General features: G+C 70.6%; 15 protein-coding genes. 6 read left to right on the forward strand and 9 right to left on the reverse strand.

All coding sequences use genetic code 11. The annotated features are described in order from the left end of the window. The first annotated feature begins 162 nt into the window (after window positions 1-162). From ACZ69Q_RS04240 to fxsT, 4 genes are read left to right on the forward strand one after another with little or no spacing between them, the layout of a single operon-like run. Window positions 163-2,295, forward strand: a complete 2,133-nt coding sequence (locus ACZ69Q_RS04240; RefSeq protein WP_471036046.1) for an FxsB family cyclophane-forming radical SAM/SPASM peptide maturase — start codon at window positions 163-165, stop codon at window positions 2,293-2,295. Further along, window positions 2,292-3,128 carry an AAC(3) family N-acetyltransferase gene (locus ACZ69Q_RS04245; RefSeq protein ID WP_471036049.1) on the forward strand — a complete coding sequence of 279 codons (837 nt, stop codon included), beginning with the start codon at window positions 2,292-2,294 and terminating at the stop codon, window positions 3,126-3,128. The genes ACZ69Q_RS04240 and ACZ69Q_RS04245 overlap by 4 nt, the downstream gene beginning before the upstream one ends. A gap of 58 nt (window positions 3,129-3,186) precedes the next feature. Then, the gene (locus ACZ69Q_RS04250; RefSeq protein ID WP_471036051.1) at window positions 3,187-4,488 is read left to right on the forward strand and encodes a TIR-like protein FxsC; all 1,302 of its coding nucleotides are present in this window, start codon (window positions 3,187-3,189) and stop codon (window positions 4,486-4,488) included. Beyond that, window positions 4,475-8,545, forward strand: a complete 4,071-nt coding sequence (gene fxsT, locus ACZ69Q_RS04255; RefSeq protein ID WP_471036055.1) for an FxSxx-COOH system tetratricopeptide repeat protein — start codon at window positions 4,475-4,477, stop codon at window positions 8,543-8,545. The genes ACZ69Q_RS04250 and fxsT overlap by 14 nt, the downstream gene beginning before the upstream one ends. A 13-nt stretch (window positions 8,546-8,558) precedes the next feature. On the opposite strand, the gene ACZ69Q_RS04260 is transcribed toward fxsT, so the two are convergent. The 9 genes from ACZ69Q_RS04260 to ACZ69Q_RS04300 form a co-directional block, all read right to left on the reverse strand. After that, a complete protein-coding gene (locus ACZ69Q_RS04260; RefSeq protein WP_471036058.1) occupies window positions 8,559-9,452 on the reverse strand; it encodes an alpha/beta fold hydrolase in 894 nt (297 codons plus the stop codon). A 218-nt stretch (window positions 9,453-9,670) separates the two neighbouring features. After that, window positions 9,671-10,519, reverse strand: a complete 849-nt coding sequence (locus ACZ69Q_RS04265; protein ID WP_471036060.1) for a hypothetical protein — start codon at window positions 10,517-10,519, stop codon at window positions 9,671-9,673. Further along, on the reverse strand, window positions 10,519-12,192 hold the full coding sequence (locus ACZ69Q_RS04270) for a PHP domain-containing protein (protein ID WP_471036062.1): 1,674 nt from the start codon (window positions 12,190-12,192) through the stop codon (window positions 10,519-10,521). The genes ACZ69Q_RS04265 and ACZ69Q_RS04270 overlap by 1 nt, the downstream gene beginning before the upstream one ends. Before the next feature lie 19 nt (window positions 12,193-12,211). Then, entirely contained in the window at window positions 12,212-14,038 is a 1,827-nt protein-coding gene (locus tag ACZ69Q_RS04275; protein WP_471036065.1) for a LamG-like jellyroll fold domain-containing protein, read from the reverse strand. A 58-nt stretch (window positions 14,039-14,096) separates the two neighbouring features. Further along, window positions 14,097-17,051: a glycoside hydrolase family 2 TIM barrel-domain containing protein gene (locus ACZ69Q_RS04280; protein WP_471036067.1), complete on the reverse strand. Its 2,955-nt coding sequence runs from the start codon at window positions 17,049-17,051 to the stop codon at window positions 14,097-14,099. After that, on the reverse strand, window positions 17,051-17,887 hold the full coding sequence (locus ACZ69Q_RS04285; RefSeq protein ID WP_471036070.1) for a carbohydrate ABC transporter permease: 837 nt from the start codon (window positions 17,885-17,887) through the stop codon (window positions 17,051-17,053). Before ACZ69Q_RS04285 ends, ACZ69Q_RS04280 begins: the two co-directional genes overlap by 1 nt. A gap of 15 nt (window positions 17,888-17,902) precedes the next feature. Continuing rightward, window positions 17,903-18,859, reverse strand: coding sequence for a carbohydrate ABC transporter permease (locus ACZ69Q_RS04290; protein WP_471036072.1), 957 nt, complete (start codon window positions 18,857-18,859; stop codon window positions 17,903-17,905). Continuing rightward, complete coding sequence (locus ACZ69Q_RS04295) at window positions 18,859-20,145, reverse strand: ABC transporter substrate-binding protein (RefSeq protein ID WP_471036074.1); 1,287 nt, start codon at window positions 20,143-20,145, stop codon at window positions 18,859-18,861. Before ACZ69Q_RS04295 ends, ACZ69Q_RS04290 begins: the two co-directional genes overlap by 1 nt. 59 nt (window positions 20,146-20,204) lie before the next feature. Continuing rightward, window positions 20,205-21,224 carry a carbohydrate kinase family protein gene (locus tag ACZ69Q_RS04300; protein ID WP_471036076.1) on the reverse strand — a complete coding sequence of 340 codons (1,020 nt, stop codon included), beginning with the start codon at window positions 21,222-21,224 and terminating at the stop codon, window positions 20,205-20,207. 151 nt (window positions 21,225-21,375) lie between these two features. On the opposite strand from ACZ69Q_RS04300, the gene ACZ69Q_RS04305 reads away from it, so the two are divergent. Together ACZ69Q_RS04305 and ACZ69Q_RS04310 are read left to right on the forward strand one after the other, a co-directional pair. Beyond that, window positions 21,376-22,140: a DeoR/GlpR family DNA-binding transcription regulator gene (locus ACZ69Q_RS04305; RefSeq protein WP_471036079.1), complete on the forward strand. Its 765-nt coding sequence runs from the start codon at window positions 21,376-21,378 to the stop codon at window positions 22,138-22,140. Continuing rightward, window positions 22,137-23,477 carry a 6-phospho-beta-glucosidase gene (locus ACZ69Q_RS04310; RefSeq protein ID WP_471036084.1) on the forward strand — a complete coding sequence of 447 codons (1,341 nt, stop codon included), beginning with the start codon at window positions 22,137-22,139 and terminating at the stop codon, window positions 23,475-23,477. The genes ACZ69Q_RS04305 and ACZ69Q_RS04310 overlap by 4 nt, the downstream gene beginning before the upstream one ends. Window positions 23,478-23,557: the final 80 nt, after the last annotated feature.

Genomic DNA, 23,557 nt, shown 5'->3' on the forward strand with positions numbered 1-23,557 from the left:
GGCAGTCGGCCGCCGAAGCTCACACGGACGCGCCGCGTCTCGACGCTCCGCACGACCCGAAGAGTGTCCGAGGCGTACGTCGAGCTCGCTCGTCCACGCCGACGCGCAGGGGGGCCGGGGTAACCTTCCAGTCGTCCATCTGAGGACACCGCATACTCCGTCATGACCGGTCCGACCGTCCCGCTGCGGCAGCTCGTACTGAAAGTGCACAGCAGATGTGATCTCGCCTGCCGGCACTGCTACATCTACGAGCACGCCGACCAGAGCTGGAGTTCGCGACCCAGGGTGATCTCACAGGAAACGATCTCCTGGACCGCCCTTCGGCTGGCGGAGCATGCCAAGAAACATCAGCTCGCCTCCGTACAGGTCATCCTGCACGGAGGCGAGCCTCTGCTTGCCGGTCCGACGCGCTTACGGGCCGTCTGCGAGGCACTGACCACCGCACTGCACGGCGTCTGCGAACTCGATCTGCGCATCCACACCAACGCCGTTCAGCTCAATGAGCGCCACCTCGACCTCTTCGCCGAATACGGCGTCCGGGTGGGTGTCTCCCTCGACGGCGACCGGGCCGCAAACGACCGCCACCGCCTCTTCGCCAACGGCCGCAGCAGCCACGACAAGGTCCTCAGGGCCATCGCCCGGCTCGACCAGGACCGCTACCGCCACCTCTACGCCGGCATCCTGTGCACCATCGACGTGCGCAACGACGCCGTCGCCGTCTACGACGCCCTGGCCGCCCTGCGGCCCCCGCGCATCGACTTCCTCCTGCCCCACGCCACCTGGGACGAGCCGCCCCTGCGGCCCGACGGCAGTGACACTCCGTACGCCGACTGGCTCCTCACCATCCATCACCGCTGGAGCGAGCAGGGACGCCCGATGCCGGTGCGGCTCTTCGACTCGGTCGTCAGCACCCTCGGCGGCGGTCCCAGCCTCACCGAGGCAATGGGACTGGAGGCCGCAGACGTCGTCGTGGTCGAGACCGACGGCACCTACGAACAGGCGGATTCGCTGAAGACCGCCTATGACGGCGCACCGGTCACCGGCAAGGACGTCTTCCGCCACTCCCTCGACGAGGTGGCCCGCCACCCCGGCATCGCCGCCCGCCAGCACGGCCTGGACGACCTGAGCGCCCAGTGCCGGAGCTGCCCCGTGGTGCGCTCCTGCGGCGGTGGGCTGTTCGCGCACCGCTACCGGTCCGACGGCACCGGGTTCGACAACCCGTCCGTCTTCTGCGCTGACCTCAAGGAACTGATCCTCTCCATCGACGCCCGCACCGGCGCGAGCGCGGACCGCCCGATCGGAGGCTTCGACGCCCTTGCCGACGGCAGCGACGAGGGCGCCGGCGTACGGGAGTTGGCGCGGGCACGGCAGGAGGTCACCCGGGGGTTGCTGGGCGCCGTGCGCGACGAGATCGGGGCGCGGGCGGGTGAGTCGTGGGAGCGCTCGTGGCAGCTCGCCCTCGACCTGGGCCGGTGCGACGGCGCACTGCTCGAAACCGTGCTGTCCCACCCCTACACCCGCACCTGGGCCGTGCGCTGCCTGGGCGAGGCCGCCCCGCCCGCGCACCTGACCTCGCTCCTGGCGGCCGTGGCGCTGCCGGCGCGGGCCGTCGACCAGGTGAGGGTGCCGGTGTACGACGGCTTCGCATACCTGCCCGGACTGGGCAGGCTGCAGGTCGAACCCGCCAAGCCCGCAGTCGAGTTGACGGCTAATCATCTCAAGGGGCCGGACTGGGATCCGCTGCGTCGGGTTCGCGGCGACGGACTGGATGTCGTCCTGGACGACTCCGACCCGCATCGCGACTGCTTCGGTACTCCCGTCGCCGGACGGCTGACGGATGCGGAGACCGAGTTGTGGCGGCATGTCCTGCCGCAGGCCTGGGCGTTGATCCGCAAGGCCCTGCCGGCCGTCGCCTCCGGGATCGCGGAGGGGGTCCGCGTGATCACCCCGCTCGCCGCGCCGCCGGACCCCGAACACTTCGTGCCCGGCGGGGGGTTCGGCGCGCTGGGCGTCCACCTCGACCCCGACCCGGAGCGCGTCGCCGAGCAGTTGGTGCGGGGATTCCGGCTCGGCACGCTGGACGCGCTGCTCGACGTGTGCGACCTGTACGACGAGTCGGACGCGCGCACCGGCACGCTGCTCGGCGACACATATGCGCGCGCCGCCACCGACGCCCTGCGGCACGACCCCGACGTGGCCGGCCGCACGCGCGCCCAGTGGGCGGAGCTGTCGGCCGCCGGCTCGGTGACCGCGCTCGGCCGGCGGTTCGTCGACGGCATCGGGCGGGCCCTGTGACCGGCATCCCCTCGCTCGCCGAGGACCTCGCGACACTGGGCATTCGGCCCGGGGCCACCGTGCTGGCCCACGCCTCCCTGCGCCGGGTCGGCGCCCACCCCGACGCCGCCCTGGCCGCACTGCGGGACGTCCTCGGCCCCGCGGGCACGCTCGTCGTTCCGACGTTCACCGCGGGCAACTCCGACACCTCACCGGCGTACCGGGACCGCACCCGGAACATGACGACCGATCAAATCGAGGCACTGCGGCGGCAGATGCCCCCCTTCGATCCGGACCGGACGCCATCCGAGGGCATGGGGGCGCTGGCTGAGGCCGTGCGGTGCGCGCAAGGGCGGGTGCGCACCACTCATCCGCAGACCTCGTTCGCCGCCGTCGGCGCCCGGGCCGGGGAACTGCTGGCCGGACACGACGGGGACTGCCATCTGGGCGAGCGCTCTCCGCTGGGCCGGCTCTACGAGGCCGGTGCCCAAGTGCTGCTCCTGGGAGTCGGCTTCGAGGTGTGCAGCGCCTTCCACCTCGCCGAGTACCGGGTGCCCGACCCGCCCCGGCGGACCTATCGCTGCGTGGTCCTGCGCGGCGGAGCGGGCCGCTGGATCGCGTACGAGGACGTCGACCTCGACGACAGTGACTTCGGCGCGCTGGGCGCCGACTTCGAGAAGGGCGACGCCGCACGGCCCGATCCCGTCGTGCGCGGCGGGCGCGTCGGGGACACCCACGCCCGGCTCTTCCCGCTCGACGAGGCCGTGGACTTCGCGACCGCCTGGCTGGCCGGAAATCGATCCCGTCGCCTTTTCACGGACCCGTCACAAATCGCTGCGGGGTTCCTACACTGAGTGTCCACCCCCGCGGGGCCGGGGAACGGGGGGCCGGGGGACGGGATCGGGGGATCGCGTGGAGCCGACGGAACCACCGGGGGATGCCACCGCCCCCTATTTCTTTCTCAGTTACGCCCGTATGCCGCAAGGCGGATCCGGTTCGACGAACCCGGATCTGTGGGTCCATCGCCTCTTCGACGAACTGTGCGAACACATCAGCCATCTGACGGCACATCCGGGAGAGCCGGGTTTCATGGACGGCACGATGCGGGTCGGTCAGATCTGGAGCCGTGAACTCGGCGACTCGCTCGCCCGCTGCCGCGTGTTCGTGCCGCTGTACTCGCCCAGGTACTTCATCAGCTCCTGGTGCGGCAGGGAGTGGTCCGCCTTCGGCAGCCGTACGGCACGCCACCGGGTGACGGGGCAACCCGGCACCCCCAGTGCGGTGGTGCCCGCGCTGTGGGCGCCCGTGCCCGATCACCGGCTCCCGGAATGCGTCAAGGAAGTGCAGTACATGCATCCCGAACTCGGACAGCGCTACCGCTCGTTCGGTCTCTACGGACTGGCCAAGCTGAAGGCGTTCCGCAGCGACTACGAAAAGGCGGTCCTGCATCTGGCCCGGCGCATCGTCGACGTGGGCGAGAGCATCGTCGTCGAACACGCCGACCGCGTCCGACTGGACGCGGCACGCGACGCCTTCGCCACCACCCCGGCGACGACCTCGACCACCGGACGCACCCTGCGCATCAGCGTCGCGGCCCCGGCCCGGGACCGGCTGCCCGAGGGACGTGCCCCCGACTACTACGGCCCCTCGGCCGTCGACTGGCAGCCCTATCACCCGGCGTCCGACCGGCCCCTGGCCCAGGTCGCCGCCGACATCGCCGAGGGGCTGGCCTTCCGGCCCGACATCCGCGAGTTCGACCACACCGCGGGTCCGGCCGAGGGGCCCGAGGTCGTACTCCTCGACCGCTGGGTGCTGCGCGATCCCGAACGACGCGCCGCGCTCGGAGAGTTCGACGCCAGCGATCTGCCGCCGACGGGATTGGTGGTGCCGTGGAACGAGGACGATCCCGACAGCGACGAAGCCGAGTACACACTCGCCGCGCAGGCCGAGGCCACCCTGCCGCACCGCTTCCGGCTGGGCCGTCAGGCATGCAGACCCGCGGTCCGGGGTGTGCCGGACCAGCAGTCTTTCGACAACGTGCTCCCCGCCGTCGTGCACTGGGCGGAGGGCGAGTACCGCAAGCGGGCCCAGCCCCGGCCACCGACCGGACAGGGTACGGAGCGATTCCGGCTGTGCGGGAAGGACGACCAGGACAGCCGACCCCAGGGACACCGCCGGAACGCCGAGGAGGAAAACCGCGATGAGCAGCCTTGACGAACAGGACGGCCGGGCCGGCCGCATCGTCACGTTCTACTCCTACAAGGGCGGTACCGGCCGGACGATGGCCCTCGCCAACGCGGCGTGGATCCTGGCCGCCAACGGCAAGCGCGTGCTCGCCGTCGACTGGGACCTCGAAGCCCCGGGCCTGCACCGTTTCTTCCATCCGTTCCTCGATCCGGCCACTGTCGGCGCGACCACCGGCGTCATCGACATGCTCAAGGAGTACGCCTGGGCGGCCACCGGTGACGGAGACGACGGCGCGGACGAGCGGCCGCCGGACTGGCATCTGGACTACGCCCGCATCCAGCGCCACGCCGTCTCCCTGGACTGGTCCTTCCCCGAGCCCGGCACCCTCGACCTGGTTTCGGCGGGGCGGCAGGACCGCGACTACTCCGCGCTCGTGAGCACCTTCGACTGGGACCACTTCTACGACGAACTCGGCGGTGGGCTGTTCTTCGACGCGCTGCGCGAGGACATGCGCCAGAACTACGACTACGTCCTCATCGACAGCCGCACCGGCCTGTCGGACATAGCCGACATCTGCACCGCCCATCTGCCCGACGTCCTGGTCGACTGCTTCACCCTCAGCGACCAGAGCATCGACGGCGCCGCGGCCGTCGCCCACGACATCCGCGACCGGTTCCGCAGCCGCCGTATCCGCATCCTGCCCGTCCCCATGCGCATCGACGAGGGCGAGAAGGAGAAGGCGGACGCCGGGCGGGGGCTGGCCCGCGCCAAGTTCGACGGGTTCCCCGCCGGGATGACGGAGGACGAACTCACCGACTACTGGGGGTCCGTGGAGGTCCCCTACCGGCCCTACTACGCCTACGAGGAGACGCTGGCCACGTTCGGCGACGAGACCGGCAACGCGACGTCGCTGCTGTCCGCGTTCGAGCGGCTCACCGGCATGATCAGCGGTCAGGCCGTGGTCGCCCTGCCGCGCATGCCCAAGGAACTGCGCGAGCGCGTCACGGCGAAGTTCACCCGGCCCCGCCTCGCGCTCCCCGTCGACCTGCACCTCAGCTATGTGTCCGAGGACCGCATGTGGGCCGACTGGATCGCCTTCCAGCTCTCCCGGGCCGGATTCAAGGTCTCGCGCAGGTACGTCGGCTGCGAGGGGGACGGCGCCGAGAAGCCGGCCGACCGTACCGTCTTCGTTCTCTCCTCGGCCTTCCAGCGCTCCGCGCGTGCCCGTCAGGTGTGGGACGCGGCGACCGGTGGCGACCTCTCGGGCCGCCGCCAGGTGGTCTCCGTCCGGGTCGGCGACCTTCGCCCGGCACCCACGTTCAGCGAGCGGCCCTCGGTCGACCTGGTGCGTACCGGTGAGAGGATCGCCGCCACCGCGCTGTTACGAGCCCTCGGCAAGCCGCCGCTGCCCGCCGAGCTGGCCGACGACACGGCACTCAGGGACGTCCGGTTCCCGGACACGGTGCCCAAGTTCTGGAACGTCTCGCCCCGCAACTCCTCCTTCACCGGCCGCAGCGCCCTGCTGGAGAAACTCCGCGACGGACTCGGCAGCAGCAACTCGGGCGGCTCCTCGGCGCCGTACGCCCTGTACGGGCTCGGCGGTGTCGGCAAGACGCAGATCGCGCTCGAGTACGTGCACCGCTTCGCCGCCGACTACGACCTGGTGTGGTGGATACCCTCCGAGCAGAACGAGCTCGTGGTCTCCTCCCTCACCGACCTCGCGCGCAAGCTCGGCCTGCGGATCGGCGACGACGCCGCCCAGGCCGCGCAGGAGGTCTGCGACCATCTGCGCCAGTCGTCCTCGGCGCTGCGCTGGCTGCTCGTGTTCGACAACGCCGACGAGCCGCAGGAGGTCAGCAAGCACTTCCCCGGCGGCACCGGCCACGTCCTGGTCACCTCGCGCAACCAGACCTGGCTGCACTTCGGCGAGGCCCTGGAGATCGACCCGTTCCTGCGCGAGGAGAGCATCGAGCACCTGTTGCGCCGGGCCGCCGACCTCACCACTGATGACGCCGACCGGGTCGCCGCCGCCGTCGGCGACCTGCCCCTCGCCCTCGACCAGGCCGGCGCCTGGCTGGCCGAGACCGGCACACCCGTCGACACCTATCTCGCCGAACTGGAGCACCAGGCGGCGCGGGTGCTGTCGCTGAGCCAGCCCGCGAACTACCCGGAGCCGGTCGGTGCCACCTGGAACGTCTCCATCGAGCGGCTCAACGAACGATCCCCGGCCGCCGTACGCCTGCTCCAACTGTGCGCCTTCTTCGCGGCCGAACCGATCTCCATGGAGCTCCTGTACGGCGACGAGATGACGAGCGTCCTGTCCGAGCTGGATCCCTCCCTTCAGGAGAAGATGGTGCTCGGCCGGGTGATCCGGGAGATCGGCCGCTTCGCCCTCGCCAAGGTGGACCGGGGCACCGAGTCGATCCAGGTCCACCGGCTGGTGCAGTCGGTGATCCGGTCCCAGCTCTCCGCCCGGGAGCAGGAGGACGCCCAGCACGTCGTGCACCGCATCCTGGCCGGCGCCCGCCCGTCGGGCGAGGAGCCCATCGACGACCCGAAGAACCAGCCCATCTTCGCCGCGATCTGGCCGCATCTGGAGGCCTCCGAGGCGAGTACCTGCGATGAGCCGAAGACCCGCCAGTTGCTCATCGACCGCGTCCGCTACCTGTGGAAGCGCGGCGACCTGAACGCCGCGCACTCCTTCGCCCGCGGACTGCGGGACTTGTGGGAGCGCCAGTTGACCGAGAGCCGCGCCCGGATCGTCGAGCTGGAGAAGCAGGAGCCGGCCGAGCAGGAACCGGTGGCCGGGCCGAACGGCACGGCCGACCCGCGGGCCCCGCGCACGCTCCCCGAGGAGAAGCGGTACGCGACGGAGCTTCAGACCCAGCTCCTGCATCTGCGGTTCCACATCGCCAACGTGCTGCGCTCGCTCGGCAAGTACGTGGAGGCGGAGGAGCTGGGCTCCGACACGCTCACCCAGCAGCGCACCCTGCTGCTGCCCGGCCATCCGCACATCCTGATGACGGCCAGCGGCCTCGCCACCGACCTGGGCAGCATCGGCCGGTTCGAGGACGCCCTGGAGCTGGCGACCGAGGCGTACAACGGCTTCAAGGAGTTCTTCGGCGAGGATCACGCGCGCACGCTCAGCGCCAACAACAACCGCGCGGTGTGCCTGAGACTGCTCGGCCGCTACACCGAGGCCCGGGACATCGACCAGGAGATCTACGACCTGCGGCGCAACGACCTCGGCGCCGCGCATCCGCATACCTTGATCAGCATCACCAACCTGGGCCGCGACCTGCGCGAGACGGGCCAGTACGAGCCGTCCATCTCACTGCTGAGCAGCAGCTACGACGCGTACAAGCGGCTGTTCGGCGAGGTCTACCCGGAGACCCTGCGCAGCGCGAAGAGCCTCGCCGTGTCCTTGCGCAAGGCGGGGCGGGTGGACGAGGCGCGGGCGCTCACCCACCAGACCCGCGAGCACTACCGGCTGCGCGACACGCCCGCGTTCACCCCCGACGTGCTCGACTGCAACCTGAACTACGCGACCGACCTGTACGCCACCGGGGCGCGTGAGGAAGCCCTGACGCTCGCGCAGGACATCGTGCGGCAGTACCGCTCGGCACCCGGAGAGCGGCATCCGGCGACCTTGGCCGGCGTCAACAACCTCGGCATCTTCCTGCGCGGTTCCGGCGAGGTGAGCAGGGCGCGGGCGCTGCTGGAGAAGAACTTCGACACCCTGCGCGAGGTGCTCGGCGACCGGCATCCCTACACGCTCGCCTGTGCCGTCAACCTCGCCAACGTGCTGGCCGAGCTGAACGAGCTGCGCCAGGCGGAGGACCTGGAGCGGATGGCGGTCGCCGGCTTCCAGCCGACCCTCGGCCACGAGCACCCGGACACCATCGTCTCGCGCGCCAACCTGGGCGTGACCTTGCGGTCCCTGGGCCGCATCCCCGAGGCCGAGCAGCTCCAGGACAGCAGCCACACCGAGTTCGCCCGGATGCTCGGGGAGAACCATCCGCATACGGTGAGTGTCCGCGAGGGCAAGCGCATCCACCGGGATCTGGAGCCGCCGGCCGTGTGACCGGCGCGGGGACTCAGGCGCGGTCGGCCGTCAGCCGCGAGCGTCCGCCCAGGAGCCAGGTGAAGACGTCCGGCAGCACCCGCAGCGACGCGAAGTGCGCCTCGTCGGGGTGCACGACGGCCTGGCCCCCCGGAATGCGTTCGGCCAGCCACCGGGTGTGGCTGGCCGGCGAGAACCCGTCCCGTTCGCCGTGCCACAGCAGGACCGGGACGGAGATGTCGGCCGGTGAGAAGCCCCAGGGGACGCAGAAGGACAGGGCGTCGTCCACCCAGCCGTCGGCGGACACACTGAGTGCCTCCTGGTAGTTGCGCAGCAGCATCGCGCGGATGCCGGCGTCGGCGACCACCCGCAGATCGGACTCGGTCAACTCCCAGCGCAGTTGCGCCAACAGCTTGCGCGGATCGGACCGAATGTCGACTGAACGTTTTCGCAGACTGTCCGCGAGCTCATCGGGTCCGTCCAGGGCCTTGGTGTACTCGTTGACGTTGGAGGCCGTCATGCCCGCAAACCAGTCGAGCCCGTCCGCATCCCTGGGGGCGAGGCTGACCAGGACGGCGGCCCGGGTCACCCGGTCCGGCAGCAGGGCGGCGCAGGCGAGGGCGTGCGGGCCGCCACCGGAGCGGCCGACCACGGCGAAGCGTTCGACGCCGAGGGCGTCGGCGATGGCGGCGACATCGGCGGAGACATGGGCGACCTGGCGGCCGGCGAGGCGGTCGGAGGGGCCGTAGCCGGGGCGGTCGTAGGTGATGAGCCGGACCTGCTGGTGGTACAGGAGCATCGGCCGGGGAGCCGGGCCGAGCCGGCTTCCGGGAGTGCCGTGCAGCAGGAACACGGGTGAGCCGCCGGGATCTCCGCTGATCTCGACGGCTAATCGGCGCCCGTCCCCCGTGTACACGTCTTTGAGCATGCGCGGCCCCCTTCCGAAGCCCCCGCCCGCTGCGGCATGCCGTGTGGTCGTGCAACGGCCATTCCCCATCGTGCCCCAGATCATCCCGATGTGCGGGTGTTTCCGGCTTCTGGCGGGTCAATGGCCAAGAGGTGGCGGGGACTTGTCGTTTCGGTAGGTGAGATGAGGGCCGCGGTGACCGTTTCCGCGGTCACCGCGGCCCTCGCAGGACTTCCCGGTCAGCTCGTGACCTGCTTGTACGAGTACACGGCCGTCGCCACCGCGCACACCCCCGGCGGGATCATCTCCGCCCGCAGTGTGCCGCTGTTCACGTCGTAGTCGATGCCCTCCGTCTCGAACGCCCCCTTGCACACGCTCCGTTGGGGCAGCGCCGACAGGGACCTCACCGCGCCGGTGATCGGCTGACCGTCCACCTTGCGGGGCAGGTCGACCTGGAGGAGCGGGCGGAGTTCGGGGAAGAAGGTGCCCGTGGCGTCGTTCGACGCGCACAGCAGGCGGGTGTCCGTGACGAAGTCGCAGCCCTGGATGTCGCGTACGGGCTTGTCCAGGGTGATCTGCCAGGCCTCCTTCAGATCGCCGCCGGCCTGGGGTGTGGCCGGGTTCAGCAGCGGTGCGGGGAAGACCTGGAGGCGTCGCTGTTCGCCCCACTCGCCCGACACCAGCCACTGCCCGTCGGGCGAGACCGTGGCGAAGGAGTTGTTGAGTTTCTCGCCCGGGTTGAGCTGGTGGACGTACTCGTAGCGCTTGCCCGACGGAGTCGTCACCGCGAACATCTTGGACGTGGCCGTGTCCGGGCCCTGGTAGGCGTCGAAGGTGTGGCCGCGGGCGATGTCGGGGTCGCCGACGTGGTTCCAGCCCTTGATCCGCAGGTCCAGCGGGATGTCGATCAGGCCCCGGTACAGCAGCGAACCGTCCGCCCTGGCGGCGAGCCCCTGCCCGCCGCCCAGGGTGTCGGTGTACGCGGTACCGGTCTCGGCCCACCGCGGGTCACCGGCCGCGGACGCGGCGGACGCGCCGAGCGCGAGGGCGCCCGATAAGCAAACGAGGGTGACGAGGTGACGTCTCATCAGGCTCCTGCCACGTCGACGAATACGGGGTTCGAATAGAACCACGTATCCGCCCACGGGTCACCGTTTCCGGGCGCGTGCGGGATCGGCCCGTGCGGGTCGACCGAGGCGCCGAGGTAGCCGGCGCCGTTGCGGTTGCCGTCGCTGCCGCGCAGGCGGACGTAGAAGGACTCGCTCCCGGCGGTCAGCGGGATCCGCAGGGTGTACGTCCCCTTGCGGCCGGAGACGTCCTTCGTCGCCACGACCTTGGTGTCCGGCGCCTGCCAGGAGTCCCGGTCCGCCACCGGGCCGCGCACCGTGCCCCGGATGACGTCGACGTGCGCCAACTCCGGAAGGATTCCCTGGGCGTTGGGGCGGGAGGCCGTCGTGACCGTGACGTACAGGGTGATCCGCTCTCCCTCGCGTACGCGCAGCCGTCCGCCCAGCGTGACGCCCCTGCCGTGGTCGCAGTCCCGCTTGACGCGCACGTCGAGGCCGTCCAGCAGATGACCGTGGTCCAGCCAGACCCGGCCCGCGCGCAGGCCCGCCATCACCGCGCGGTAGCCGTAGCGGGTCACCCCGACGTGGGTGCGGCTGAACTGGCCCGGCCAGAAGTCACTGCCCGGCTGCGGGGTGTCGGTGTTCACCGGGTCGGGCAGCTTGCCGGTGTTGTCGAAGTTCTGGCCGGCCGGCCAGTCGCCGTTCTTCCAGGTGTCGAAGACGATGCGGTGGGCGTCGGAGTTGGTGGTGACCGAGAAGAGGCGGCCTTCCGCCAGCATCGAGTCCCACAGGCCGCCGACCGTCGCGGTCGCCCAGTCGAAGCCGCCGTAGGTGAGGAACGCCTCCGCCGGGTAGCCCGGCCAGGACTGCGCCGACGGCTTGTTCTCGTACTCGCCGCGCATCGACGTCGCCCCGCGCCAGCCGGGGATGGCCGCGCCCTGGGCGCCCGGTGCGCCCTCCATGCCGATCATGATCTCGGGGGCCGCGTCCCGCCAGCCCCGCATCTCGTGCGGGGAGTCGATGCCCAGGCGCAGCGGGTGGTTGGCGAGGACGAGGACGTCGTCCACGTAGCCCGTGCGGCGCTGCTCGGCCAGCCACTTGATGGCCTTGACCGCGTGGGCCTCGTTGCGGGCGGTGTCCGCGGCCCCCGGGGCCCCCTCGGTGTAGCCGAGCAGCTTGCCGTCGTAGGCGCTCTCGAACTGGGTGAGCAGGTCCACCTCGTGGCGGCCGGGCGCCGCGAAGACCGTGCAGTGCTCGGCGGCCGGGATGTACCACTCCAGGCCCTGGAAGATGAGCTGGCGCGGGTTCTCGGCGCGGGCCTTGAGGATCTCCTGGTGCTCCAGCGGGGCACCGTACTTGGCGTGCCCGAAGTTGGAGTGCTCGGTGAACACCATCCAGTCCAGGCCGTACTTGGCGCCGGCGGCGGCCAGTTGGGAGAAGGTGTACTTGGCGTCGTGGCTGTAGACGGTGTGGATGTGGTGGTCGCCGACGAGGTAGGCGACGCGGGGGTCCTCCCCGCCGAGGCGCCGGTCGGCGGCGGAGGCGGCCGTGGGGACGGCCGCGCCGCCCAGGGCGAACGCGGCGCCGAACAGGCCCGCGCGGCGAAGGAGTCCGCGGCGGGAGACGCCCTGCGGATCGAGGTCGGCGGGCGAGACGGACGGGTCGGCCCAGGTGGGGAGCTGCTGCTCGGTCATGGTGATCCTCGGCAGGGGGTCAGTGAGTCATGAAGGAGGTGACGGGCAGCGCCCGTTCGACGATCCGGACGTCGCCGAGGCGGCCGTACAGGATCTGGTCGATCTTGCCGCCGTACTCGTAGCCGCCGAGCAGCCACGGCAGGCCGACCGAGGTGAGGCCGATCGCGGTGGCGTGCGGGTTGCGGGCCACGGGGGAGCCCTGGACGTACATCGTGGTGTGCCGGCCGTCGTTGACGACGGCGACGTGCCACCACGTCTCCCGTGCGGTCTCGTCGCCCCAGTTGGTGGCGATCCCCTGCTGGTTGAGCGGCCGGACCGCCCACTGCGGGCCGGGTCCGTCGGAGAGGGACAGCGTGGCGAGCGGCTCGTCGGGGTCGCCCTCGGTCTTGCCGGCGGCGCCGCCCGTGCCGGTACGGCTGACCAGGCCGGCCCAGGCGTTGTGCGAGGCGTCCCAGTCGGCGGGCAGCCGGTAGAAGGCCTCGATGGTGTAGCCGCTCCGGAAGGTCGCCGAGTTGAGCGGCGCGCCGTCGACCGTGCGCAGATACGCGCCCCGCAGCGGGGACTTGAAGCCCTGGAACTCCAGGCTGCCGTGTCCGGGCTGGTCGGGGTGGTGGTCGTCCGACCAGCCGAGCTTGCCGCCGCCGACGGAGACAACGGTGAGGTCGTTGCCGCGGCCGGACAGGTCGCGCACGGTGCCGGAGACGGGGGCCTCGAAGCGCCAGTAGGCGGCCGTGCCCCGGATCAGCATCTTCGACGCGGGGCGCGCCGGGCGGGCCGGCACCGGGGCGAAGCCGGAGAAGCGGTCCGCGAAGTCGATGTCGACCGAGAACCGGTCGGCGTCGCCGCTGAGTTCGATCTCCTGCCGCTCCAGCTCGTTGAGGCCCTTCGCGGCCCGGCCGAGGATCCACGGGGAGACCGTCTCGACGTCGATGACGTTCCGGTCGAGGTCGAAGTGGTAGAGGCGGATCATCGCCGCGCCGCCGAAGTAGCGGTTCTGGTAGTTCGTCAGGTGAAGGTGGACGTCGTTGCCCGCCGCGTTCTTGCGGACGGCGCGGCCCGCCGGCCAGTAGTGGCCGTTGAGGGTGAGGAAGATCTGGTCGTGGTCCTTGACCAACTGGTCCCAGAGCTGCTGACCGTAGGACGACAACGTGTCGTCGTCGACGACCAGTTCGTGGGTGGTGAGGATGACCGGCGTCTTGGGGTGCCGGGCGAGGACGTCCTTCGCCCAGGCGTAGCCCTTCGCCGACAGCCGCCAGTCCAGCGCGAGCACCATCCACTCGCGGCCGGCCGCCTTGAACAGGTGACAGGTGTTGTAGCCGTCGGAAGAGGCCCCGCCGAAGGTGGGCTTGCCCTGGAAGCGGCGCGGTCCGAACGTGTCCAGGTACGGCGTCGGGCCGCGCTGGTCGTCGGTGGACGACTTCACGTCGTGGTTGCCTGCCAGGACGCTGTAGCCGACGCCCCGCCGGTCGAGCAGCTCGAACGCCTGGCCGATCGCAGCGCACTCTTCCTTCGCGCCGTTCTCGGTTAGGTCGCCGAGGTGGGACAGGAAGACGATGTTCTCGTCCCGGCCGTGCTCCAGCAGATAGCGCAGGGACGCCTCGATGGGCGCGGGGTTGATGCTCGGCCCGTCGAAGAGGTACTGGGTGTCAGGCATCACGGCCAGCGTGAAGCGGCCGCTCTGGGTGTCCGGGCGCAGGCGGCTCTCCGTGGCGGCCTCGGCCGCGGCCGGGAGTGCGATGCCCGCTGTCGCCGCGGCGCCGAGCAGCGCCGTGGCGCGCAGGAATCCGCGTCTTCCGGCACCGGCCTGCGCGGCCTCGCCCTGTTCCTGGTCATGCGAAGTACACACGTGTGCTCCGTAAAAGAAGATCCGTGAGAAAAGGTGACGGTGAAGGGCGTGGGGGGAGTCAGAGAACGCGCAGGGTCCAGCTCCAGCGATGGATGCCCGGTGCGACGAGATGGGAGGGTGAGGTGTCGGGCCCGCAGGACGCGGTGCCCAGGCCCCGGTGCGCGGCGTCGATGTGCACCACGCAGTTGGGCCGCGGGACCAGTTCGTCGTGGTGGCCGGTGGCGGCGAGGTCCTCGGCCCGGTAGCGGGTCACCGAGACCTGACAGGGCTCGTCCAGGGCGACGGAGAACCCGGTGGCGTCCGGCGCCGACAGCGTGAACCGCCGTACGCCGTGCCGGCCGCCGCTCTCCTGCGGCCGCAGGTACGGGGTGAACAACTCGTCGACCGGGACGGCGTGATGGCCGACGGGCGCGCCCGCGCTGCGGTCGGGATACGACTCCCATGGGCCCTGCCCGAACCACTCCAGCAGGTCGAGTCCGGCGACCGTCTCGAAGACCGTGCCGACCCTGGCCACGTCGGCGAACGCCGCCGGCAGCTCGGCCTCCTCCTCGACCCGGACGCCGCCCTCGACGGGCGTCAGCACCTGCCGGTGCCGTACGACACCGGTCGTGCCCGCGTACTCGGCCTCCACGGTCACCCTCCCCCAGCCTTCGGCCGGGGGGACCCCCATCTCGCTTCGCCCGGCGTCCTCGCGCACCGACACGACCTTGCGCACCAGCGCGTCGAGCCCCCAGCTCCGCCAGCGCCGGGCCATGCCGCCGAGCTCGTCGTTGTCGGTGGGCGCCCGCCACAGCGAGAGGGTGGGGGCGGCCGTCAGCAGCGGGTGGACGAGGAGACCCTCGCCGTCGACCTCGACCTGCCGGGCCACCGGAGCGTCCTCGACGGCGGCGGGCCCGCGCAGCCTGATCTGCGGCACGCACACCTCGGTGCCGCGCGGCGCCCACGGCTGGTCCTCGGCCACCGTCACCCGCAGCGTCAGCCAGGCCTCGCCGCCGTCGTGCGGCACCGCGAAGGGCAGCGGTACGGCGGCCGTCTCGCCGGGGCACAGGCTCGGCAGCTCGGCCGGCCCGGTCAGCGTCGTGCCGTCGGCGAGTTCCAGCCGCCACTCGCCGGCGAGCCAGTCCAGGCCGCGGAAGTGCTGGTGGTTGCCGAGCACGATGCCCTCGTGCTTGTAGGACTCGATGCGCACGGGCGCCGCGATCTCCCGGTGCTCGTACATCGCGGGCTTGGGCGTGCGGTCGGGGAAGACCACGCCGTCGGCGATGAAGGCGCCGTCGTGGATCGTCTCCCCGAAGTCGCCGCCGTACGCCCAGCGGTGGCCGGGCGCGGCGACACCGTTGTCGAAGAGGCCGGCGCCCGCGCGCCCGGCAGGTCTGCCATCGCTCACGCGTTGCAGAATTCCGTGGTCCCAGAACTCCCAGATGAACCCGCCCTGAAGACCCGGGGTGGCCTCGATGGCAGCCCAGTGGTCGGCCAGCGTGCCGTTGCTGTTGCCCATGGCGTGCGAGTACTCGCACTGGATGAGCGGCCTGGTCTGCGCGCCGGAGAGCGCGTGGGCGACACAGTCCTCGATGGGCGCGTACATGGGGCAGGCGATGTCGGAGGCGTCGTCCATGGCCGCCCAGTCGAGCTTGGCCGCCCCCTCGTACTGGACCGGCCGCGTCGCATCGTGCCGGCGCAGCCAGCCGGCCGCCGCGTCGTGGTTGGCGCCGTAGTCGGACTCGTTGCCCAGCGACCAGATGATGACCGACGGATGGTTCTTGTCGCGCAGCACCATGCGCGAGACGCGGTCCACGAAGGCGTTCAGGTAGCGCGGGTCGTCGGCGATCTCATGGGCGTGGTCGTGCGACTCGATGTCCGCCTCGTCGACCACGTAGAAGCCGAGCTCGTCGGCGAGGTCGTACAGCGCCGGCTCGCCCGGGTAGTGGGCGGTGCGGATCGCGTTGAAGCCGAAGCGCTTGAGCAGGACGAGATCGGCGCGCATGTCGTCGTACGACACCGTCCGCCCGGTCAGCGGGTGGAAGTCGTGCCGGTTGACGCCCCGGATGAACACCCGCTCCCCGTTGACGAGGAGGTCCCGGCCGACGATCTCGACGTCCCGGAAGCCGATCCGGTGGCGGGAGGTGTCGGCGACGGTGCCGTCGGCGCGGTGCAGGCGGACGGTCAGGTCGTAGAGCTCGGGCGTCTCGGCGTTCCAGGTGCGCACGTCCTCGACGGCCGTCACTATCCGGGCCTCGCCGAGGAAGTCGGAGACGCGCTCGTCCTCGGCGTTGAGACGGTCGAACTCCCGGTCCTGTGCGAGGAGTTGACCGTCCAACTCCCCGCTGACGTACCACCCCTCGGGCAGCGCACCGCCCGCGTCCCGCACCCGGCAGTCCACCCGCAGCTCCCCGCTGAAGGCGGCCCGCACGGTCACGTCCGCGAGATGCAGCGGGTCCGTCGCGTACAGCAGCACCGAGCGGGTGATCCCGCCGTGCCACCACTGGTCCTGGTCCTCGATGTGCGAGGCGTCGGACCACTTCACCACCGTCAGTCGTACGGTGGCCCGCGCGCCGGGACGCACCAGTCCCGTCAGATCGAACTCGGCGGCCAGATGCGAGTCCTTGGAGACGCCCACGGGCCGCCCGTCGACATGCACCAGCAGCACGCTCTCGGCGGCCCCGACCTGGAGCAAGATCCGGCGTCCGGCCCATTCGGCGGGGACGTCCACCTCACGCTCGTACACCCCCGTCGGGTTGGCGGCGGGGGAGTGGGGCGGGAACTCGGGGAACGGCATCCGGACGTTGGTGTACTGCGGCAGGTCGTCCGTGCCCTGCATGGTCCACACGCCCGGGACACAGGACGAGGACCAGGCACCGCCGACCGGCGCGTTCGGAGCCGACAGCAACTGGAAGCGCCAGTCGCCGTCGAGGGGGAGTGCTCCGCGGCGCCGGTCGACGGCGTTCATGGGCAGTCGCCCCCAGGAGGTCACCTCGGGTGCCTCCCAGGGACGGAGCCCCAGCAGCGGGTCCATCAGCGGATGGCCCCCTTGCCGAGGTCGCCGATGATCTGCTTGGCGCCGATGGCGAAGACGATGAGCAGCGGGATGAGGGCGAGCAGCGCGCCGGTCATCACCATGCCGTAGTCCGTTGTGCCGTGGACGCCGTTGAGCTGGGACAGCGCGACCTGGAGGGTGACGTTGTCCGGGTTGGTGAGGGCGATCAGGGGCCAGGCGTAGTCGTTCCACTGCGCCATGAAGGTGAAGATGCCGAGGAAGGCCAGGCCCGGCCGGACGACCGGGAGGGCCACGTGCCAGTACTGGCGCAGGAAGTTCGCCCCGTCGATCTTCGAGGCGTCCAGCAGTTCGTCGTGGATCGCGCTCTTCATGTACTGGCGCATCCAGAAGATGCCGAAGGCGTTCGCTGCCGCCGGCACGATCAGCGCCGTCATCGAGCCTATCCAGCCGATGTTCGCCATCATCACGAACTGCGGGATGATCGCGAGCTGCGTCGGGACCATGAAGATGATCATCAGCAGGGTGAAGAGCAGCCTGCGGCCCGGGAAGTCGAACTTGGCGAAGACGAACGCGGCCAGCGAGTCGAAGAACAGGACCAGGAAGGTCACCGCCGACGCCACCAGCAGCGAGTTGAACATCGAGCCGAAGAAGTCGATGTTGTCGAAGAGGCTGCGGGCGTTCTGCAGGAAGTGCGAGCCGGGCAGCAGCTTCGGCGGGTAGGAGAAGATCTCGGTCGACGTGTGCGTCGACATGATGACGGCCCAGTAGAACGGGAAGGCCGACAGCAGCAGTCCGATGACGAGTACGGCGTGCAGCGCGATGCCCCGGCTGCGTGTTCCCTTGATGGATGCCATGGTGTCCAGGCCTCCCTAGTCTTCGCCCCGGCGCTGCACCAGGCGCCAGTTGATGATCGAGAAGATGACGACGACGAGGAAGATCCCCCACGCCACGGCGGCGCCGTAGCCGAAGTCGTTGTTGTCGAAGGTCTGCTGGAAGAAGTAGAGGACCATCGTCCGGCCCGCGTGGTCCGGGCCGCCGGAGAACGTCGAGTCGTTCGAGGTGTTCTGCAGCAGCACCTGCGCCTCGGTGAAGCTCTGCAGTCCGGTGACCGTCGAGACCACCAGCACGAACAGCAGCGTCGGCCGCAGCATCGGCAGCGTGATGCGGAAGAACGTCTGCACGGGACCGGCGCCGTCCACCCGGGCCGCCTCGTACAGCTCGCTCGGGATGGTCTGCAGGCCCGCGAGGAAGATGATCGCGTTGTAGCCGGTCCACTGCCAGGTCATCAGCGTCGCGATGGCGACCTTGATGCCCCACGGGGTGTTCAGCCACGCCACCTGGTCCAGGCCCACGGCCTGCAGCAGGGCGTTCATCAGGCCGAAGTTGGTGGAGAAGACCGAGCCGAAGACGATGGCGATGGCGACGACCGAGGTGACGTTCGGCAGGAAGTACGCGAAGCGGTAGACGTTCTTGAAGCGCACCGCCGAGTTGAGCATCACGGCCGTGATCATCGCCAGGAAGATCATGGGGAAGGTGGCCAGCGCCCAGATGATCAGCGTGGTCCCGATCGAGCTCCAGAAGTCGCTGTCGCTCAGCAGGTACTGGTACTGCGAGAGGCCCGCCCACTCCATCGAGCCGAGGCCGTCCCAGCGGTGGAAGGAGAGGTAGAGCGAGAAGCCGACGGGGATCAGGCCGAAGGCGAGGAAGAGGAGGTAGAAGGGGGAGATCGCGGCGTACAGGTGCCAGTACTTGCGCAAACCCGAGCGGGGCCCGGCGGTCGACGCCTGCTCCGCGATGACGGGCGGCTTTTCCAACGCGGTGGCCATCAGTAGCTCACCCCCAGGTGCTTCGCGATCCGCCGGCACTTGCCCATGGCGTCACTCCAGGCCTTCTTCGGGTCCTTGCCGAGGACGCCGACGTTCTTGATCTCGTCCTTGATCGGCTGCCCGAGCGCCACGTCGAACGGGCTGTTGTAGGCGACCACGATCTTCTGCGCGGCGGGCCCGAAGACGTCCGTCGTCACCTGGCCCCCGAAGAAGGGGTCGGGTTCGCGCAGTTGCTTCAGGTCGTACGCGGCGGGCGTCGAGGGGAACAGGCCCGCGTCGACGTAACCGGAGGCCTGGTTGGACGCGTTCAGCATCCACGCGATGATCTCGAAGGCCCGCTCGGGCTCCCGGCACGCCTTGGTGATCGACAGGAACGAACCGCCGTTGTTGGAGGGCCGCACCGGCATGTCGGCGATCCGCCACTTGCCCTTGGTCTTCGGGTTGCCGTTCTTGATGTCGTACGTCGCCCAGGAGGCGCCGAGCTGGCTCGGGAGCTTGCCGCTGTCGACCGCGGAGATCTGGTCCGGGGTGCCGGTGACGAGGTTGGAGACGATCCCGCGCCGCTTGGCCTCCACCGCGAGCGCCCAGGCGTTGCGTACGTGCTCCTGGTCGCCGATGAAGTGCCGGTCCTTGTCGACGTACCGCTTGCTGCCCTGCTGCACGACGTTCTCGAAGACGCTGTTGACGTCCGTGAGCATCGAGGTCCCGGGGATCCGCTGCTTGAGCCGCTCGCCGGCCGCGAAGAACTTCTCCCAGGTGTTCAGCTCCCTGGAGACGTCGGCGGGCTCGTACGGCAGTCCCGCCTTGCGGAACACCTCGTACTGGAAGAAGTGCGCGACCGGGCCGCAGTCGATCGGGAAGCCGATCATCGTGCCGTCGTCGGCGATGCCCTGGTCCCACTTCCAGTCCAGGTACTGGCTCCGGTACTTGTCCGCGCCCAGTGTCCTGAGGTCCACGAACTGGTCCGCGTTGGGCAGGTAGGACGCCATGTCCTCGCCCTTGAGGCCCGCGATGTCGGGGACGTGGGCGTTGCCGGCCATCGTCGTGATCAGTTTGGACCGGTAGTAGCCGCCGATCTTGATGGCCTGGAGGTCCACGCTGCTCGCGTAGCGGGCCTTGGCCTTGTCGACGGCCGTGTCACCGAGGCCGCCGTCCCAGTACCACAGGACCATGTTCCGGCCGGTCGAGCCGGTCGGAACGGCACAGCCGGACGCCAGGCCGCCGAGCGCCGTGGCGGCCGTACCGGCCAGGCCTGCGCGGAGCAGACCTCTTCGTGAGAGCCGCACAGCTCCCACCGCCTTTCGGATCTTTTCGGGACTTCGCATGAGAGGGGCGTGGGGGGAAGTCAGTTCTGCCGTGCGGGAGGAGTGACGGGGGCGTACGCGACGGGCGGCCCGGGATCGTCCGGGAGCCGGTCCGCCAGGAAGCCGTACGCCCGCTTCAGCTCGGGGTCGGTCAGGGAGCGCCACCAGCGGTCGACGCCGTACCAGCCGGGGGCCGCGAGGGCTCCGCCGTGGTGCCCGACCGACAGCCCGGCGGCGAGTACGGCGAACCGCAGCCGCTCCTCCAGGGGCCAACCGCCGAGCGAGGCCGCGACGAAACTCGCCCCGAACACGTCCCCGGCGCCCGTCGCGTCGAGGACGTCGACGGGCAGGGCCGGGACCTCCGCGTACTCGCCGGTGATCTGATCGACGGCCACGGCACCGTCGCCGCCGCGCGTCACCACGGCCACCGGCACCAGCTCGCTGAGCGTGCCGAGCGCCGCGACCGCGCTGTCGGTGCGGGTGTACGCCATGGCCTCGGTCTCGTTGGGGAGGAAGGCATGGCACAGGGCGAGCTGGTCGAGCAGGTCGGTCGACCACCGCTGGGTGGGGTCCCAGCCGACGTCGGCGTAGATGTGGGTGCCGTTCGCGGCGGCCTTGGCCAGCCACTCGCGGGGTTCGGCCTCGATGTGCACGAGGGCGGTGCGCGCCTCGGGCGGGTCGCCCATCAGCGCGTCCTGCGAGTACGGGGGCTCCTGGCCGTGGGTGACGAGCGCCCGGTCGTGGCCGTAGGCGAGGGAGACGGTGACGGGGGTGGGCCAGCCGTCCGCGGTGCGGGACAGCGAGAGGCCGATGCCCTCCTGGTCGCGCAGGATGTCCCGGCAGCACTCGCCGTAGAGGTCGTCGCCGAACACCGTGGCCAGCGAGGTCCTCAGGCCGAAGCGGGAAGCGGCCACCGCCAGGTTGGCGATGCCGCCCGGGCCGCAGCCCATGCCGCCCGTCCAGATCTCCTCACCCGGCGTCGGCGGCTTCCCGAGCCCGGTGAGAACGAGGTCGTAGAAGAGCAGCCCGGTCAGCAGCACATCGGGCCGGTCGTCGTCCACGGGAACGTCCTCTCGCTCGGGACCCGCTCGGAGAGCTCGTCAAAACTCTTCATTTCGGTGACCGGAATCGTGCGCCGCTCCGAGAGATTGGTCAATACCCGAGCAGAAATGAGCATGGCGATGATTGAAGATGACGAGTAGTGTTCACCGCGTGCTGGCAGAACGACGACACCAACTCATCCTGCGGGCCCTGCGCTCAGGGGGCCCCGCGGCCGTGACCGATCTCTCCGAGCAGTTGGGTGTGAGCCCCGCCACGATCAGGCGTGACCTGCTCAAACTCGAGGAGGACGGCCTGCTGACGCGGGTGCACGGCGGTGCGGTCGCGGACGAGGGCGACCAGCCCTTCGCCGAGGTCGCCGAGGTGCGCGTGGCCGAGAAGGACGCCATAGCCGCGCATGCCGCCGCGATGATCGAAGATGGTCAGTCGGTGCTGCTCGACATCGGGACCACCGCCTTCCGGCTGGCCCGCCAGTTGCACGGCCGGCGGCTCACCGTGATCACCAGCAACCTGGTGGTCTACGAGGAGCTCGCCGACGACGAGGGCATCGAGCTGGTGCTGCTCGGCGGCATGGTCCGCCGCGAGTACCGCTCCCTGGTCGGGTTCCTCACCGAGGACAATCTGCGCCAGCTTCATGCCGACTGGCTGTTCCTGGGCACCAGCGGAGTGCGGCCGGGCGGCCAGGTGATGGACACGACGGTCGTCGAGGTGCCGGTCAAGCGGGCCATGATCAAGTCGAGCGGCAAGGTCGTCCTGCTCGCCGACGCGGCGAAGTTCCCCGGGCACGGGATGGCGAAGGTGTGCGGTCCCGAGGACCTGGACGTGGTGGTGACGAACGCGCCGGTCGACACGGTGACGAGGGCCTCCTTGCAGGAGGCAGGCGTCGAGGTCGTCGTGGCGGGAAAGGTGCAGACGTGAAGCTGACGATTCTCGGCGGCGGAGGTTTCCGTGTGCCGCTCGTGTACGGGGCGCTCCTGACGGACCGCGCGGAGGGCCGGGTCACCCAGGTCGTGCTGCACGACCTGGACGCCGGCCGGCTGAACGCCGTCACCCGCGTCCTCGCCGAGCAGGCGGCGGGCGTGCCCGACGCACCCGAGGTGACCGCCACCACCGACCTCGACGAGGCACTGCGGGGCGCCGACTTCGTCTTCTCGGCGATCCGCGTCGGCGGCCTCGAAGGCCGGGCGAACGACGAGCGGGTCGCGCTCGCCGAGGGCGTCCTCGGCCAGGAGACGGTCGGCGCGGGCGGCATCGCCTACGGCCTGCGCACGGTCCCGGTCGCCGTCGACATCGCCCAGCGCGTGGCCCGTCTCGCGCCGGACGCCTGGGTCATCAACTTCACCAACCCCGCGGGCCTGGTCACCGAGGCCATGTCCCGCCACCTCGGCGACCGCGTCATCGGCATCTGCGACTCACCGGTCGGCCTCGGCCGCCGTATCGCCCGGGTGCTCGGTGTGAAGAACCCCGGTGAGGCGTGGATCGACTACGTCGGCCTCAACCACCTCGGCTGGGTGCGCGGCCTGCGCGTCGCCGGCCGTGACGAGCTCCCGCGGCTGCTCGCCGACCCCGACCTGCTCGGCTCCTTCGAGGAGGGCAAGCTCTTCGGCGTCGACTGGCTCCGCTCGCTCGGCGCCATCCCGAACGAATACCTGCACTACTACTACTTCAACCGCGAGGCCGTCCGCTCCTACCAGCAGGCCGACAAGACCCGCGGCGCCTTCCTGCGCGACCAGCAGGCCGGCTTCTACGAGCAGATGCGCGACCCCGATGCCCGCGCCCTGGAGGTCTGGGACCGCACCCGCGCCGAGCGCGAGGCCACCTACATGTCCGAGAACCGGGAGACGGCAGGCGCCGGCGAGCGAGACGCCGACGATCTCTCCGGCGGCTACGAGAAGGTGGCGCTCGCGCTGATGCGGGCCATCGCCCGTGACGAGCGCACGACCCTGATCCTCAACGTCCGCAACCAGAACACGCTCTCGGTGCTCGACTCCGACGCCGTGATCGAGGTGCCCTGCCTGGTCGACGCCAACGGCGCCCACCCGGTCGCCGTCGCCCCGCTGCCCGACCACGCCACCGGGCTCGTCTGCTCGGTGAAGGCGGTCGAGCGGGAGGTGCTGGCCGCCGCCGAGTCCGGCTCCCGTACGACGGCCGTGAAGGCCTTCGCACTGCACCCGCTGGTCGACTCGGTCAACGTGGCCCGCAGGCTGGTCGAGGGCTACACCGGGGTGCATCCCGGCCTCGCGTACCTTAGGTAGCGCCCGCCCCAGAAAGCGCTTCCAGCGCTTGTCCCCCTCGCAGTCCCCTCGCTTCCCATCTCCGTTCTCTCCCTCCCTGG

The sequence above is a fragment of the Streptomyces sp. NPDC036764 genome (assembly GCF_055609385.1).